General features: G+C 47.6%; 19 protein-coding genes. 6 read left to right on the top strand and 13 right to left on the bottom strand.

Annotated features, from left to right (window positions below):
* Positions 1-177: 177 nt before the first annotated feature.
* The gene (locus ACN6MW_RS16695; protein WP_419876370.1) at positions 178-402 is read left to right on the top strand and encodes a hypothetical protein; all 225 of its coding nucleotides are present in this window, start codon (positions 178-180) and stop codon (positions 400-402) included.
* 315 nt (positions 403-717) lie between these two features.
* Here ACN6MW_RS16695 and ACN6MW_RS16690 read toward each other — a convergent pair whose 3' ends face one another.
* The 3 genes from ACN6MW_RS16690 to ACN6MW_RS16680 form a co-directional block, all read right to left on the bottom strand.
* On the bottom strand, positions 718-918 hold the full coding sequence (locus ACN6MW_RS16690) for a hypothetical protein (RefSeq protein WP_419871215.1): 201 nt from the start codon (positions 916-918) through the stop codon (positions 718-720).
* Between the two features lie 103 nt (positions 919-1,021).
* A complete protein-coding gene (locus ACN6MW_RS16685) occupies positions 1,022-1,999 on the bottom strand; it encodes an SHOCT domain-containing protein (RefSeq protein ID WP_419871214.1) in 978 nt (325 codons plus the stop codon).
* Positions 2,000-2,510: 511 nt separating this feature from the next.
* On the bottom strand, positions 2,511-2,834 hold the full coding sequence (locus tag ACN6MW_RS16680) for a hypothetical protein (RefSeq protein WP_419871213.1): 324 nt from the start codon (positions 2,832-2,834) through the stop codon (positions 2,511-2,513).
* A 235-nt stretch (positions 2,835-3,069) separates the two neighbouring features.
* On the opposite strand from ACN6MW_RS16680, the gene ACN6MW_RS16675 reads away from it, so the two are divergent.
* Positions 3,070-3,477 carry a hypothetical protein gene (locus tag ACN6MW_RS16675; RefSeq protein ID WP_419871212.1) on the top strand — a complete coding sequence of 136 codons (408 nt, stop codon included), beginning with the start codon at positions 3,070-3,072 and terminating at the stop codon, positions 3,475-3,477.
* A 64-nt stretch (positions 3,478-3,541) separates the two neighbouring features.
* Here the strand turns inward: ACN6MW_RS16675 and ACN6MW_RS16670 are convergent, their stop codons facing one another.
* Complete coding sequence (locus ACN6MW_RS16670) at positions 3,542-4,135, bottom strand: TetR/AcrR family transcriptional regulator (RefSeq protein WP_419871211.1); 594 nt, start codon at positions 4,133-4,135, stop codon at positions 3,542-3,544.
* Positions 4,136-4,314: 179 nt separating this feature from the next.
* Between ACN6MW_RS16670 and ACN6MW_RS16665 the strand changes: the two genes are divergently transcribed.
* Positions 4,315-5,073: an MBL fold metallo-hydrolase gene (locus ACN6MW_RS16665; protein WP_419871210.1), complete on the top strand. Its 759-nt coding sequence runs from the start codon at positions 4,315-4,317 to the stop codon at positions 5,071-5,073.
* 143 nt (positions 5,074-5,216) lie between these two features.
* Here ACN6MW_RS16665 and ACN6MW_RS16660 read toward each other — a convergent pair whose 3' ends face one another.
* The 3 genes from ACN6MW_RS16660 to ACN6MW_RS16650 all read right to left on the bottom strand — a co-directional run bounded on the left by ACN6MW_RS16660 (position 5,217) and on the right by ACN6MW_RS16650 (position 6,819).
* Complete coding sequence (locus ACN6MW_RS16660; RefSeq protein WP_419876369.1) at positions 5,217-5,633, bottom strand: GGDEF domain-containing protein; 417 nt, start codon at positions 5,631-5,633, stop codon at positions 5,217-5,219.
* Between the two features lie 40 nt (positions 5,634-5,673).
* A complete protein-coding gene (locus ACN6MW_RS16655; protein ID WP_419871209.1) occupies positions 5,674-6,420 on the bottom strand; it encodes a cache domain-containing protein in 747 nt (248 codons plus the stop codon).
* A gap of 204 nt (positions 6,421-6,624) precedes the next feature.
* A complete protein-coding gene (locus tag ACN6MW_RS16650; protein WP_364150580.1) occupies positions 6,625-6,819 on the bottom strand; it encodes a DUF2188 domain-containing protein in 195 nt (64 codons plus the stop codon).
* Between the two features lie 284 nt (positions 6,820-7,103).
* On the opposite strand from ACN6MW_RS16650, the gene ACN6MW_RS16645 reads away from it, so the two are divergent.
* Positions 7,104-7,352: an excalibur calcium-binding domain-containing protein gene (locus ACN6MW_RS16645; protein WP_419876368.1), complete on the top strand. Its 249-nt coding sequence runs from the start codon at positions 7,104-7,106 to the stop codon at positions 7,350-7,352.
* Positions 7,353-7,433: 81 nt separating this feature from the next.
* On the opposite strand, the gene ACN6MW_RS16640 is transcribed toward ACN6MW_RS16645, so the two are convergent.
* Positions 7,434-7,871: an Lrp/AsnC family transcriptional regulator gene (locus ACN6MW_RS16640; protein WP_419876367.1), complete on the bottom strand. Its 438-nt coding sequence runs from the start codon at positions 7,869-7,871 to the stop codon at positions 7,434-7,436.
* Between the two features lie 153 nt (positions 7,872-8,024).
* Here ACN6MW_RS16640 and ACN6MW_RS16635 point away from each other — a divergent pair, with 153 nt between their 5' ends.
* Together ACN6MW_RS16635 and ACN6MW_RS16630 are read left to right on the top strand one after the other, a co-directional pair.
* Positions 8,025-8,669, top strand: a complete 645-nt coding sequence (locus ACN6MW_RS16635; RefSeq protein ID WP_419871208.1) for a YitT family protein — start codon at positions 8,025-8,027, stop codon at positions 8,667-8,669.
* Between the two features lie 140 nt (positions 8,670-8,809).
* Complete coding sequence (locus tag ACN6MW_RS16630) at positions 8,810-9,775, top strand: alpha/beta fold hydrolase (protein ID WP_419871207.1); 966 nt, start codon at positions 8,810-8,812, stop codon at positions 9,773-9,775.
* A gap of 88 nt (positions 9,776-9,863) precedes the next feature.
* Here the strand turns inward: ACN6MW_RS16630 and ACN6MW_RS16625 are convergent, their stop codons facing one another.
* From ACN6MW_RS16625 to ACN6MW_RS16605, 5 genes are all read right to left on the bottom strand, one after another.
* The gene (locus ACN6MW_RS16625; RefSeq protein WP_419871206.1) at positions 9,864-10,205 is read right to left on the bottom strand and encodes a DUF1801 domain-containing protein; all 342 of its coding nucleotides are present in this window, start codon (positions 10,203-10,205) and stop codon (positions 9,864-9,866) included.
* A gap of 90 nt (positions 10,206-10,295) precedes the next feature.
* The gene (locus tag ACN6MW_RS16620; protein WP_419871205.1) at positions 10,296-10,730 is read right to left on the bottom strand and encodes a YciI family protein; all 435 of its coding nucleotides are present in this window, start codon (positions 10,728-10,730) and stop codon (positions 10,296-10,298) included.
* Positions 10,731-10,808: 78 nt separating this feature from the next.
* Positions 10,809-12,077 carry an RNA polymerase sigma factor gene (locus ACN6MW_RS16615; protein ID WP_419871204.1) on the bottom strand — a complete coding sequence of 423 codons (1,269 nt, stop codon included), beginning with the start codon at positions 12,075-12,077 and terminating at the stop codon, positions 10,809-10,811.
* Positions 12,074-12,508, bottom strand: a complete 435-nt coding sequence (locus ACN6MW_RS16610) for a YciI family protein (RefSeq protein ID WP_419871203.1) — start codon at positions 12,506-12,508, stop codon at positions 12,074-12,076. The genes ACN6MW_RS16615 and ACN6MW_RS16610 overlap by 4 nt, the downstream gene beginning before the upstream one ends.
* A gap of 294 nt (positions 12,509-12,802) precedes the next feature.
* Positions 12,803-13,558 (bottom strand): YheC/YheD family protein, encoded by a 756-nt coding sequence (locus ACN6MW_RS16605; protein ID WP_419871202.1) that lies wholly within the window; start codon positions 13,556-13,558, stop codon positions 12,803-12,805.
* Positions 13,559-13,617: the final 59 nt, after the last annotated feature.

Here is a 13,617-nt window from a genome sequence, read left to right as displayed (position 1 = left end):
GAACATATAAGGAAACTGTACCATAATTTGGGACTTTCGGCATCATGTATGTAACATTTAACAAACATATTGAAGCTTATTGCCTTGCAATAATTGTTAATCTGCTCTGCCAATTGGGCTTCCCCTCCGCGAATATCCCACATACACTGCATGTGGAGGTGATTATTCATGCTTCAAATGTCGTGGTATACAAAGGCCTTGGGCTTAATTGGCCAGCCTGTCGGCGTGTCCTTTGTGAACGGCCAGGGTGTCACAGGCGTGTTATGCAGCGTCACCGGCGGCAATGTCGTATTAATGGAGTACTTGTATCAAAGCCAATTTGCCACCAAGCATTACCCTTCCAATACTATTCAGGACATTAATTCTTTTCCGGGCTGCAGCATGCCTGGTCCTCTTTTCTAAACCATAACGAACCGCTCAAGAACTAGTCTTGGGCGGTTCATTATTTTTGCAAAACAAATATCCCTATTTATATTGGCAGATGTGGCGGTTTCAGCTTGAGACGGGGATCGTAAATGATATTTTTGTGCCGTGACCAAAAAATTAACGCCAGAGACCCAAGTTGAGGTGTCCAATGGAAAACTAACCGGTTCATCCGATTTCGTACTTTATGTCTCTTAATCGCCAAAAAACCGGATTTCCCAATGTGGGATATCCGGTTTTCTTCGTTTTATTATCGCTCAGTACGTCTGTATATTGCATCTTTAATGGCCCTAATTATATGTTCGGGATTTCTGGAGGCATTTCCGGTCTGACTTCCGGCGGTACATCCGGCTTAATCTCTGGATCGGTCTGCGGAATAATTTCCGGGACGGGCTGGCCGGGAATAATCTCGGGCGAGGCCGGCGGTGAAATTTCCGGTTTGTTGCCAGGATTAACGTCAGGAATTTCCGATGATTGATTCGTATATTCAGACATGGTTAAACATCTCCCTTCACTTATACCTATTAGTACCCATACTGGCAAAAAAATAACATTACCCTATGGTACGGCGCAGGAACTTCTTTTGCTGCTTCATCTTTTACCCGTTTAAAAGCTCTGCCTTCTTGCGGTCATACTCTTCCTGCGTTATTGCACCCATGTCCAGCAGCTGCTTAAATTTCAACAGCTCATCTGCCACACTATATGTATTTGGCGAGGCGGCGGCAGCTGTTTCCTCTTCCGTAATGAATTCCTCCTCGATAATTTCGCCATCAATAATGGTAGCATCGGGATCTAAAACCGTTTTTCGTACGTTCTCATAATCCTGATTGAATTGCGCTTCTGAGTAATTGTTTCCTGCTTCGTACAAAGCCTCCCGCAGCCTATTGCCCATCGGCTTCATTGAGAAATAGGTCATACCGCCGGAAATAATGCCGCCTAAAATCGGTACAAGCTTGGATGCGCCTTGCGCAAACGTTTTTTTCGTAATCTTAATGCCGATATAAGTAGCAATTTTTTTGATGATGGGATAGTACATCGTCTTGGTCAGCGCCTGCTGCGGCAGCTTCTTCAATAGCTGACGGGCAATACCGGCCGTTACGAGCTTCAGCATCGAAGCGGAACCTGCTACGCCGAACATGACACCGAGGTACAAGGTAAGCTCGCGGGTCACCTTCTCGGAATCCAGCTTGTTGTCCTCCCACAAATCTTCTCGGCCATATAAGTAAGCCAATTCTTGCGACATTCGCAGCGCTACTCCAAAAAATTGCAGCGTATCGGCTGGAATTGTTGCTGCCATAGCTAAACCGCCGGGAATTCCCGCCACGGTAGAGGCTGCTGTGCTTGCAACTGTTCGCTTCTCAATAAGCGTCCTTGCCATCTTATCAATGGCTGCCAATTTGACTCCGGCTTCAAGCGGCCCCTTTTCAATAATTGTGCTTAGCTGCACATTCGAATCATTTTTGGCGAATTGCTGTGCCAAAAATTCCCGCCGATCTACCTTCACCCCTGGAAGCTTGACCGCGTTTACCAATATGATCTCTAATGTACCTTTACCCGTTTGTTGTTCATTCGCCATTTTTATCGTTCCTCCTTAATGTTTACACTACCTACTGAACCGGTATCGTTCATGTACGAAAATCCATTATAAAAAATAGGTCGGATACTATTTATCCAAGTAATTAACAGGTCTTATGACCCATTTCTCTATGTTTCTTTCGACATAATTACCCTAATTCCTACTTCTATTGGGTATATATTCTTGATTCCCTACGTTAAATTTGAATTTTGTAATTGGTATGTAAACCATAAAGAAAAACAGAGCACTTGAGGCAATTCCCCACGATGCTCTGTCTTCATCATAAATATACGGCTATGCCGTTCTAAGCAAAAAAAACAATACTAAGCTTTTTTGCATTTGAACTTTCTTTTCTTTTTCATGTGGAAACCAACATCCACTGCAGTAATCGAAGAAATTTTAACGTAGCTAACGACGCCCTTCACATTGATAACGACACAACCGTCGGATATGCCCAAAAACACACCAGTACGGGTTGTTCCGTCAAAGTGAATGCGAATATTAGCTGTGCCTACTCCAATTTTTTTGAGAATGCAATGAACGTGGTCATTTTTGCCGCAGGAACGATCCTTTGAACCGCTGCTGCCGTTGCTTTTGTGACTGCTTTTGTGACCGCTGCTTTTGTGATCGCTGCTTTTATGGCAGCATTTGCTGCCGCTGCTTTTGTGGCAGCATTTACTTCCGCTGCTTTTATGACAGCATTTACTTCCGCTGCTTTTATGACAGCATTTACTTCCGCTGCTTCCATTGCTTTTGTTACCGCCGCTTTCATGGCTTCCTTTGCTGCAGCAATCCGAGTGTTTGCGTCCTTGACTCTTGTTACCTGAACTTCCACTGCTGCGGTTACCTTTGCTCTTCCAATCTCCTTTGCTTGACATCGCTATCAACTCCCTTATAGTAAGAATTGCTCTATTCTATGAGGATTGATAGATTTCGGTGTGTATATATTTACTAGAATAATAAATTAATATATTTGTTGGGCCTTTGAAAAGCCGGAAACTTTAAAGCTTTGGGCTCCGTCTGATAAGTAAAGTGTATATTGGGGCGGATAAAATCAAGGAGGGATAGATTTGAAAACGATAATGATTTTTGCCGGCTTAATATTTTATTTATTGATTACAGGATGCTCCTTGAACGATATAGAAAGTTCTATTACTGTAGCTAATTCTTTTTTAATTCAAGAAAGAATTTTGGAGAAGCCTGCGTCTTCAGCAGAATCGGATATTAACCATCTAATTAAGCAGACAGCTTGGGATTATATCAGTGAGGAAAGTAAAGAAACAATCGTTGGGGAGTGGAATGAAGCTTCAGTGGAAAAAGCAAGTTATGAGCAGATTCCGATTATAAAGTCTGATAAACGCTCGGAACATGTATATAAAGTAACGTTTAAAACAACCCACGATGCATTATTAGGTCCGATTTGCCTCTATATCGATTCCGATACGAATAAGGTGATAGGATTGAATGCACGCAAATAAAAAAGGCGCTACATGACATGCAAAGCGCCTTTGAATCTCATGGTCCGCAAACAAATCTCAATAGCTAGATAACTAGACTCCCCTTTATATACGCTCTTACCTGATCAGTGCAATGCCGAATGTACCGGCTATCATCAAATAGTTTGCTTTGCATCAGCCCGCCCTCGACTAAAGCGATGATTACGCTGCACGCAGCTTCCACATCCACTTCTTTACGAAATTCATGAAGCTCGATGCCCTCCCTGATCATTTTTCCCAAGGCCGTCATTAGCTCCGTCATGGCAAGCTGCGCCCTTTGCTTTAACAACGGGTGGCCATCATCGTTCTCCACTGCGGTGTTAAGGATAGGGCAGCCGCCCTCGCACACATCCTGTTCAATCAGCATCACATACACATCGCATATCGCTAGCAATTTATCTGCAGGTGTAGACCGTGTTGCTATTGCTTCGGACAACAAATTCTTTAATTGCGCAAACGAATAATCAAATGCAGCCAGCGCGATTTCATCCTTATTTTCAAAATGATTATAGATGCCGCCCTTACGGACCTGGCAGCGTTCGATGATTTCAGACAGTGAAGTGCCTGCATATCCTTTGGTATTAAATAGACCAGCGGACTGCCTGATAATGTGTTCTTTCGTGACTTGCCCTTTTCCCATATCCAGCCCTCATTTCAAAAAGTACCGATTGGTCTTAAATTAGCATATTCTGTACTCGAGTACAACCTTCCGCTAAACAAGCGTTTTCAATTTGTGGAAAATTACTCTTGATTCCAAAACAAAGATATGCTAATTTAAAACAGACCGGTCGGTATTAAATGAGTATAGGAGATGTTATTATGGCTGTTTCAATTCAACATATTCGCAATGCTACATCGGTATTAACCCTGAATGATAAAAAAATACTTGTCGATCCGATGCTGAGTGATGTGGGCGAGCTTCCGCCTGTTCCATTCACGCGGTCTTTTCGCAGAAATCCATTAACCCCTCTGCCCGTTCCTCTAAACTTTTTTGAAAATATGGATGCTATTCTTTTGACGCACCGGCATTTCGACCATCTGGATAAAAAGGCAATCTCCATTCTAAACAAGACGCTCCCTCTGTTTTGCCAACCGGAGGATCAAGCTTTCTTGCAAACCGCTGGCTTCAGCAATGTACATGTGGTTGACGATTCGATTGCATGGGGCGGCATTCAGATGAGACGGATTAAAGGGCAGCATGCCAAAGGCGCTGCCGCAAGGCTGCTCGGACCGGTATCCGGATTCCTTGTAAGCACGCCGGCAGACGGCTCCGTTTATTTTGTCGGCGACTGCATCTACACTCCTGCTATTGAGGAGGCATTTCGTGCGAACCAGCCGGATATTGCGGTCCTGAATACGCCTCGCGCCCAGATGTTGTTAGGGACGATTATCACGATGACCGCCGAGGATATCGTTCGTATTGCGCAGTTGTCGCCAGCCACGAAGCTGGTCGCCGTCCATATGGATGCCATCAGCCATTGCACATTCAAACGTCAGCATCTCCGGGCATTTTTGCAGGATCGCGGTCTTGAGCATGCGGCAATCATTCCGGAAGACGGTGAGATTATATCTTTCTAGCTCACCCGAGAAAAAAAAGAGGCTGGGACGCCATCAAGAGGTCCCAACCTTTTAACAAATATATACCAACGGGCTCCTCAGAACAAAATGCTCACGATCTGCAGCGCTGGCTGAAGAAGAATTAGGCTGCCTTTTTTATGGCCTCATGCTCCGCATGACCCTCTCGCATAAAAAAACGAACTTCCCGGCTTGTCATCCGGCTGTTGCATTGTCCGGTTGCGTCCAGCACACTTGGCTTTATAGAGTGCTTCATCCGCCCGTTGGAACACATTATCAAAATGAGATCCATGCTCAGGATAAACAGCCACTCCGATCGATACCGTAATCGGCTTGCCCGTTGGACTGTTGACGCTCTCGGCCTTGCTCCGAATGCGCTCGGCCAGCTCCGTTCCTTCCAGCAGCGAATACTTCGGCAGCACAGCCACAAACTCTTCGCCGCCCAATCGGCAGACGAAATCCTCCTTTCGGCATTCCGCCTTAAGAATACGAGCCAGATGGATGAGCGTCTCGTCACCCTTGTTATGTCCGTACGTGTCATTCACGTTTTTGAAATGGTCGATGTCAATAACGATAAGCGCGTATCCGCGTGTTTCATTTTCACTATGCGAATCGCATCTTTTCGCCTTTAAATGTTTCTTGAATTACGCTGGCCGGTACGATTTCGTTCTCCCTGCTGTCGTCCGGATTTAGCAGAAGTTCGCCTTGGCGGTCAACGATGTAGGCGTACGTTCCCACGCTGCACTTGATCGCATGGTCGAACATATCGGTGAACACGTTCCGCGCCTGCAGATCGATTAAGCCGACAATAAATCCGCCGGACGGTTGACCGGGTGCTTGGAACGGATGAACCACCATAATCATTCGATGTCCGCCTGGAGCTTGGAAAGCCTCGGATACGGATGGGCCTCGTCTGCCACTGGCATGCGAAAGCATCTCGTCATCAAGCTGATACCCGGGAAGAAAGCCAGCATCCTGCGTCGATACCCGAACGATGCCGGATTGATCCACGAGCATCGCACCGTTGAACATGTGGTTGCCCATAAGAAGCGCACCGATCGTACGAGGATTATCCTCGTACGTTATCCGCTCGTCTAACATATAGCGAGCCGTGCTGCCCAGCTCGTGGAACATTAAATCTTTGATAGTGTTCACCGATATCGTTAAATTCCGCGCTCCCTCAAAATTTCTCTGCAGCATAGACGCGGTTAGCGTCTCATTCTGCTTATGAATCGAGACCGCCATCAAGATGACGGTCGAGCCTAATAACGTGAATGCAAGCAGCCCCACGAGCAAGCTTTGAAATTTGATTTTACCCTTACGCCCCGCACCCCGTGTCTGTTTCCCCATCCTATACACCCTTTTCCATGATTGAACGATATAAGAGTGACAATATTCGACAAATATATCCATAACTCCTGCATGGATGCCTATTTCAAAACGCCAATCATTATGGGAGAGAGTTATCATTGGACGTAAACAAAAAACGCCGCCAACCCAATAGCATGTTAGTGCTTTTGGGTTGGCGGCGTTTTTCCGTGCGGCCTGAACAGCCTACTGTGTCTTTTTTCGTATCTGCTTATCCCGGTTCTCGCCCCACTCTTTGGCCTGAGACGTTGCAATCGCAATGGCCCTGCCTTCTTCATAGCCGTCCTCCAATAAAGCATTCGCAATTTCAATCGCTTTATTGCGAACGGGGGCCATAAAGTTTTTTAGGGAATCCGGATATTCATCTTTTGTCCATGGCATAGCGCAGCCCTCCTCTCGTATTCGGATCGCATGCGTTTACGCCATGCAACCGCCTGCGAAAACTATTAACTATTACCCAAAGCGCGTGCGGCATTAACATTAAAACATCAAATGGCGTTCATAGGCATGCTTTGATCAGCATTTTAGCGTCATTCGGCAATTGATAAAAAACGATTTTCACCCGCTTTATGGCGTAAGCTTGATGACTGTTGTATCATACTAAAAGAAACAACTGCCATTTACATATAAAGGAGAAATACAATTTGAAAAAACAGCTCATTGCAATCATTTCGGCATGCCTCTTACTCAGCAGTCCCGCTATTCCCAGCAATCAAGCCAGCGCGAAATCGGAAGCGAAAACCTATAATAACTGCAAAGAACTAAATAAAGACTATGCAGGCGGCGTAGCACAGTCCGCTTCCGTTAAAAATAAGGGCGGAAAAACGAAATATAAACCATTCGTCTCCAAAGCCTTGTACGATGCCAACAAGAAAAGCGATAGGGACAAGGACCTCATTGCTTGCGAGAGATAAAAAAGAGCATAAGAAAACCGCGCGGGCTAAGGCCTGTGCGGTTTTTTTGCGCCTCTGGGTGAGAAAGCTCGGGTTAATTGTTTATTCCTTTGGCAGCATACTCCGGTTCATCACCGGTGAAGAAAGGATAACCGACGTATTGACATTACCGAAGGGCATAAGCCGCTCCACGAGCTCGCTCAGCGCATCCATCCCCGTTACCGCCGCCTTCAAAATATAGCTGACCGTTCCGGTTACGCGATGGCATTCTATGATTTCATCGTCAATCATAATGCGTTTTTCGAATTCGGTTGGGAATACCTTCAACTCGCTCATTTGAATAATCAGCTGAATGTTCCTTCCCACAGCCGCCGGCGATACCCGTGCGCCAAATCCGGTTATGACTCCCCTCTCCTGCAGACGAAGCATACGCTCCGATATACTGGGACGGCTTAAGGCCAGTCGCTTAGAAAGCTCGCTGACAGTCATTCGCCCATCCTCCTGCAGCAGTTGGAGCAGCGTTCGATCCAATTGATCCATCATCGCAAGCCCTCCTTCATTTTGCAGAAAAGAAGCGGTTATTTGATGCAATGTAACCTAAACTCACATTATTTTCGTTCAGTTTATTATATATCCGGTACGCGCTGTTTTGTATCCTTAAATTAACAAACTTAAGATGGCGGTGCATGCAATATGATACGGAAGTCAGGCAACAAGATGAAGGAAACCGCAAGAATTTGGCTCCATATTGCAATTGGCTGCTTCGTGATCGCCGGCGGTTTGGTCATCCTGAAGCATTCGCATATCGTCACCGGCGGAACAGCCGGACTCTCTTTAAGCTTATCGCCGCTGCTGCATGTCCCATTCCACTATATTTTCGCCTTGCTTAACCTGCCGTTTTTTATTTTCTCTTATTTTCACATGGGCAAATCGTTTACTGTCAAAACCATTCTTGCCATTGCGCTTCTCTCCGTAATAAGCGCCACGGACCATGCATTGCCTGCTTTTACGATTCCGCCGTGGATTGGAGCCATTGCCGGAGGCGCATTCATCGGAGCAGGCCTTACCACTTTGTTTCGAAACGATGCTTCCCTTGGCGGCGCAACGATTCTTGCGGTTTACCTGTACAAGAAATACGGGATCAATCCCGGCAAAACCAACTTCTCCTTCGACTTCCTGGTTGTCCTCACCAGCCTATCCGTATTCTCGCTTACGAGCGGGCTTTTTTCCGCAATATCTATTGCCGTTACGTCGGGAATATTGTCCTTCTATAAAAGAAGAAAGACGAGTGCCGGGAAAACCAAAGATGACCCCCTTTCACGTGCGTCGGCTTCGTAGCACCAAACGGCGTAACCAGACCAAAGTCGGGGCGGCCCCCCTGCTAAAGATGGTTTTACCTTCCATAATATTCCTATACATTAAAAAGAACGAAGTGCTGGAAGGTAGCTAGCGCATAGCTTGAAGGGAGACGGAAGAACTTGTGGAGACGTGTTTGCAAAATAGTGGTTTATCTGCTCGCCATACTTGTGGGGCTAGCAGGTATCGGAACCGTATATCAATGGTATGGCTCCGTACAAGACAAAAAATCATACAAACCAGTCGGGAAGCTGTATGAAGTAGCAGGCAGCAAAATGCATCTCTATACGGAAGGGGAAGGAGACACGACGATCGTATTCGCTTCCGGATGGGGAACGGTGAATCCTTACGCCGATTTCTCACCTTTGTATGAAGGCCTGAAGTCGCATGCGAAGATTGCCGTCTATGACCGGTTTGGGTATGGCTACAGCGATATGACGGACAGGAAACGGGATATCGATACGATTACAAACGAAATCCATGAGCTTCTGCTCGTCTCCGGGCAGAAGCCGCCTTATGTGTTTGCAGCGCACTCACTGGGTGCCCTGGAAGCCATTCGGTATGCGCAGCGGTTCCCGGAAGAAGTGAAGGGCATTCTGCTTACGGAAGGCGGAAGTCCGGAATATTACAAAACCAGCCCGGAGCTTACTTTTATTCCGTGGATACACAGCGGTCTCCGAACAACCGGCCTATTGCGGGCTTTGTATCATTTTAACGGCTTCCAGGAATGGGTAGCCAACCAAAGCAACGGGGATAAGCTGTTGACGGAGGAACGGAAGGAATTAAATCGCAAGGCCACACTGCTTAAGGTCGGAAATCGGAATATGAGAGATGAAATACGGCAAAGCCGGGAGAATGCTGAAACCGTGCTAGCAGGCGGAAAACCTCTCAACATCCCTCTTACCGTCTTGACGGCGGATTATTTCGGTAAGCTCGCCGAGGACCGCGCATGGAAAGACAATGAAGCCGCGCTTCCCTCATGGTCTGTTTCCGGCAAGCAAATCATCGTGCAAGACAGCTCCCATTACCTGCACAGCTATCAGCCAGAGCTTGTTGTTGATGAACTGCTGCGGCTGGTTGACCAATAGAAAAGAAAATGAAAACAGAGCTAAGGAGATCACCATTCCTTAGCTCTGTTTTCGTTCATCCCGTTATGAACCTAGCATCAGCGTATTCCTATAAAGCTGCAGCTGCTTGGCCGACCAGCGATGACAGCTGCTCGCAATCAACCGCCTGCCCTTCACGAATCTTGATTGTTTTTCTTTCCGGCGGACCTTCGAACAAGCCTTCCGGAAGCGATAGCTCACTTGCGTTAAAGATGGTAAAGCTGACGGCGTCTTTCGACGTCGAAATAACGGCCGCGTATTTTCCATTACTCAAAAAATGCGGCTTTTTGTATTGAATGCGCTCCTGAACGCCGGGAATCGCTCCATGAACAGCCTCGCGCAGGCGGGCGCATAGTTCTCCTTGCCAAGGCAATTTTATCGCACCGATAAATTCCGTTACTTCTTGGTTCATTTTTTCCGTCTCCTTTTTTTGCGTAAAATTCATGGCTTTATTAACACGACGAACGGATAACGGCCAATTCGACAGCTATGAAAAATAATTTTAACTTTTTTTCAACATATCCATTTGGTCTCTAAGGTCGGCTTCCAGCAGCGTTGATTCGGAAGCCCGAAGCAGGCTCTCATTATCAAAAAGCAGGCGGAGCTCGATTTCACATTCTCTGCACCCGCTTGGATGTGGCATGCGCATCGCCCATGCGATGGCTTCTTCTTCCGTTTTCACATCAATCAGCGTATATCCTGCTACCAAACTTCCCGTCTCCGCAAACGGTCCAGCCATAATCTCAGGCGTCTCGCCGCTTACCGGATACGTGATTCGCAGTCCGCTCGAGCTCGGCCGCAGCTCCTCAGCAGCAAGGAGCACGCCGGCGCTGGCCAAGGCTTCGTTGAACGCTGCCATCGCATCGTGGTGTTTCCAGCCAGGCTTCACGCCAGCTTCTGAATGCTTTGTTGCTTTCACCATTAACATATATCGCATTGGTGTTTCCTCCCGAATTGGAATGAGGACGGAATGCAGTTAAACCCGCCGCTGCTATAACGACGAACGGGAAGCCCGCTAATCGACATGCCTATCTGAAGCACATTCCTCGGCGCGCTTTAACATCAGCTCGCGCTCGCGCACATTGCGTGTCAGCGAAGCGGCACGCTCAAATTCACCGCGCGCTTCACCGCTGCGGCCTAATTTTGCCAATAGATCTCCCCGCACGCTCGGCAGCAGATGATAGTCCTTCAACGATGGCACAGCGGTCAGCTCATCTACGATTTGCAGGCCGAAGGCTGGACCGAAGGCCATGGCAATCGCCACCGCGCGGTTTAATTCCACGACAGGCGACGGCATTACGCGTGATAAAGCTTCATATAAGGCTGCGATACGGGCCCAGTCGGTCTCGGCTGCGGTACGGGCTTTCGCGTGGCATGCAGCAATCGCGGCTTGAAGCGCATAGGGACCAAGCGGCCGTCCGAGCTTCTGCGCGCGTTCGAGAGCAGCCAAGCCGCGGCGGATCAGCAGCTGGTCCCATAATGCGCGGTTCTGATCCATAAGCAGGATGGGTTCGCCCCCAGCGCTCACCCGGGTTTTGAACCGCGACGATTGGATTTCCATCAATGCAACCAAGCCGTGAACCTCCGGTTCCCCAGGTGCGATTTCCGCAAGGACACGCCCGAGCCTAAGCGCCTCCTGACAAAGCAGCGGACGTATCCAGCTGCCGCCGGAAGTTGCCGTATAGCCCTCATTAAACATCAGATAAATCACTTCGAGCACCGTCGACAGGCGTTCCTTGAGCTCCTCGCCCGCAGGAACCTCGAAGGCAACACGCATGCTGCTTAACGTGCGCTTTGCCCGGACAATCCGCTGCGCAATCGTCGATTCCGCGATGAGGAATGCATGCGCGATTTCGTCGGTCGTAAGGCCCCCCAGCAGACGCAGCGTCAACGTTACCCGTGCCTCTTGCGATAAGGCTGGATGGCAGGTCGTGAAAATTAATCGAAGAAGATCATCCCCCACTTCGCCATCCATCGCCATAGCAATATCGTCCTCGGTGTACATTTCGTTTCCTCGTCCAAATTCCTCGTATTTCTGCTCGCGGACTTTGCTCCTGCGGATGAAATCGATCGCGCGGCGCTTCGCCGTCGTCATGAGCCAAGCCCCGGGGTTATCCGGTATGCCGGAAACTGGCCACCGTTCCAATGCAATGACAAGGGCATCCTGTGCCAGATCTTCCGCTAGACCGACGTCACGCACCATCCGCGTCAATCCGGCAATCAGCTTAGCCGATTCAATTCGCCAGATGGCATCTATTGTGCGCTGGGTTGCGGAACCGTTCACGATTTCTTAGGCCTCTCCATTTGGATGCGAAGCGCGGCTTCCATCGCCAGCGTTTCCGGATTCTGCGTTAAATCCTCTGCATCCATCACCTGCCGCAGCTCGATTTCCCCTTCGCCGTTGCCATGGGGATCCGGCATGCGCATGGCCCATTCGATTGCTTCTTCCCTCGACTTAACTTCAATAAGCGTATATCCGGCTATTATTTCTTTCGCTTCGGTGAATGGCCCGTCGATTACTTTCGGCTTCTCTCCAGGATTCGGATAGGAAATCCGAATGCCATGCGAGCTGGCCTGCAATCCATCTGCAGCGAGCAGCACGCCTGCCTTAGCCAATTCTTCGTTGTAGCGGAGCATCGCTTCGAGAAGCTCCTGGCTGGGCATTATCCCTGCCTCGGAATCCTTGGTACCTTTAACGATCATCATAAATCTCATATTTAATTTCCTCCCGCATTCATTTTGGAAATACAACGACCTCTTCCTATATAGACGACGAACCATATGCCTCAGAATCGACAACGCGAGCAGAAATGATATTGGATAAATTCGTCATTTGCAAATAAAATTCCTTTGCAGCGCTGTATGGAGCAATCGAATTCCACTTTTGCGTGCGAGCTGGTTAAGACAAAAAAAAAAGAGTCGCCCCCGACAAGGCAACCCGATTTATTCACTGTTTGATTAAGTCATTCATCTATTAATTGAACCATTACAAATGCTTCGCTTTTGTTTCTATTTTTTTCTTCCGTATTGCTTGGCATAGGCCATAATGCTGCGATACATGCTTTTGTCTTTCATTTGCTTCAGCGGATAAAACTGAGGTCTTGTATTCACCTCAAGAATCCAAGCGTTGCCTTTTTTGTCTAAAGCAACGTCGAGACCCAGCTCTCGAAATCCACTGCTATGTTTGTCAAATAATTGGCCAACGGATTTACCAAGATTCTTTAGCTCTTTTTCTTTCTGATCGATCGTGTTCTTGCTGAAGCCTGCTTTAGACAGCGTTTGCTGAAAATATCCAAGCTCGCCGCCTTGATGGTAGTTTGTCGCGACTTTGCCGGGCACTCCTATTTTCGTAAAAATCGCAGTGGTCTTCCATACGCCGCCGTTCGATTTTTGAACCATGACGCGGATATCGAAGGGCCTGCCTTTTACAGCAGCTAGTTGAATGCCCTTCTGCAGCAAATAGGATTGCCCCGATGCACGTTTCTTCAATTGGCCATGGAGAGCCTTTACTGTCGCGTAACGATTTTTCTTTGCGTTGTGTTGAATTTCATAGCCCTTCTCCAGCTTTTTTATACGATTAATATTAAAGCCGCCTGTGCCGCCGGTAGGTTTGAAATAAACGGTTGAATACTGAGAAAGCATACTGCTAAGATTGCTTTGGTTAAAGAGTAATGTATGAGGAACATATTTTCGTATATTTGCTTTTTTAAGCAGCCACTTCGTTTTTACCCATTTGCTCTTTACCGATGTACTTCGATAACCCATAATGTCAACCCCCCCCTTTCTCTAGCATATGAGGGGCTATTAAAGATTGCTCGTGCTCT

Origin of the sequence: Pristimantibacillus sp. PTI5 (assembly GCF_048572955.1) — a bacterium.
Taxonomy (GTDB): domain Bacteria; phylum Bacillota; class Bacilli; order Paenibacillales; family Paenibacillaceae; genus Pristimantibacillus.
This window is presented reverse-complemented; position numbering and strand designations above follow the sequence as displayed.

Coding starts and splice junctions, on each gene's coding strand:
- ACN6MW_RS16695 (WP_419876370.1), top strand. CDS start 178: ATGTCGTGGTATACAAAGGCCTTGGGCTTAATTGGCCAGCCTGTCGGC.
- ACN6MW_RS16690 (WP_419871215.1), bottom strand. CDS start 918: ATGTCTGAATATACGAATCAATCATCGGAAATTCCTGACGTTAATCCT.
- ACN6MW_RS16685 (WP_419871214.1), bottom strand. CDS start 1,999: ATGGCGAATGAACAACAAACGGGTAAAGGTACATTAGAGATCATATTG.
- ACN6MW_RS16670 (WP_419871211.1), bottom strand. CDS start 4,135: ATGGGAAAAGGGCAAGTCACGAAAGAACACATTATCAGGCAGTCCGCT.
- ACN6MW_RS16665 (WP_419871210.1), top strand. CDS start 4,315: ATGGCTGTTTCAATTCAACATATTCGCAATGCTACATCGGTATTAACC.
- ACN6MW_RS16655 (WP_419871209.1), bottom strand. CDS start 6,420: ATGGGGAAACAGACACGGGGTGCGGGGCGTAAGGGTAAAATCAAATTT.
- ACN6MW_RS16650 (WP_364150580.1), bottom strand. CDS start 6,819: ATGCCATGGACAAAAGATGAATATCCGGATTCCCTAAAAAACTTTATG.
- ACN6MW_RS16640 (WP_419876367.1), bottom strand. CDS start 7,871: ATGGATCAATTGGATCGAACGCTGCTCCAACTGCTGCAGGAGGATGGG.
- ACN6MW_RS16635 (WP_419871208.1), top strand. CDS start 8,025: ATGATACGGAAGTCAGGCAACAAGATGAAGGAAACCGCAAGAATTTGG.
- ACN6MW_RS16625 (WP_419871206.1), bottom strand. CDS start 10,205: ATGAACCAAGAAGTAACGGAATTTATCGGTGCGATAAAATTGCCTTGG.
- ACN6MW_RS16620 (WP_419871205.1), bottom strand. CDS start 10,730: ATGCGATATATGTTAATGGTGAAAGCAACAAAGCATTCAGAAGCTGGC.
- ACN6MW_RS16610 (WP_419871203.1), bottom strand. CDS start 12,508: ATGAGATTTATGATGATCGTTAAAGGTACCAAGGATTCCGAGGCAGGG.
- ACN6MW_RS16605 (WP_419871202.1), bottom strand. CDS start 13,558: ATGGGTTATCGAAGTACATCGGTAAAGAGCAAATGGGTAAAAACGAAG.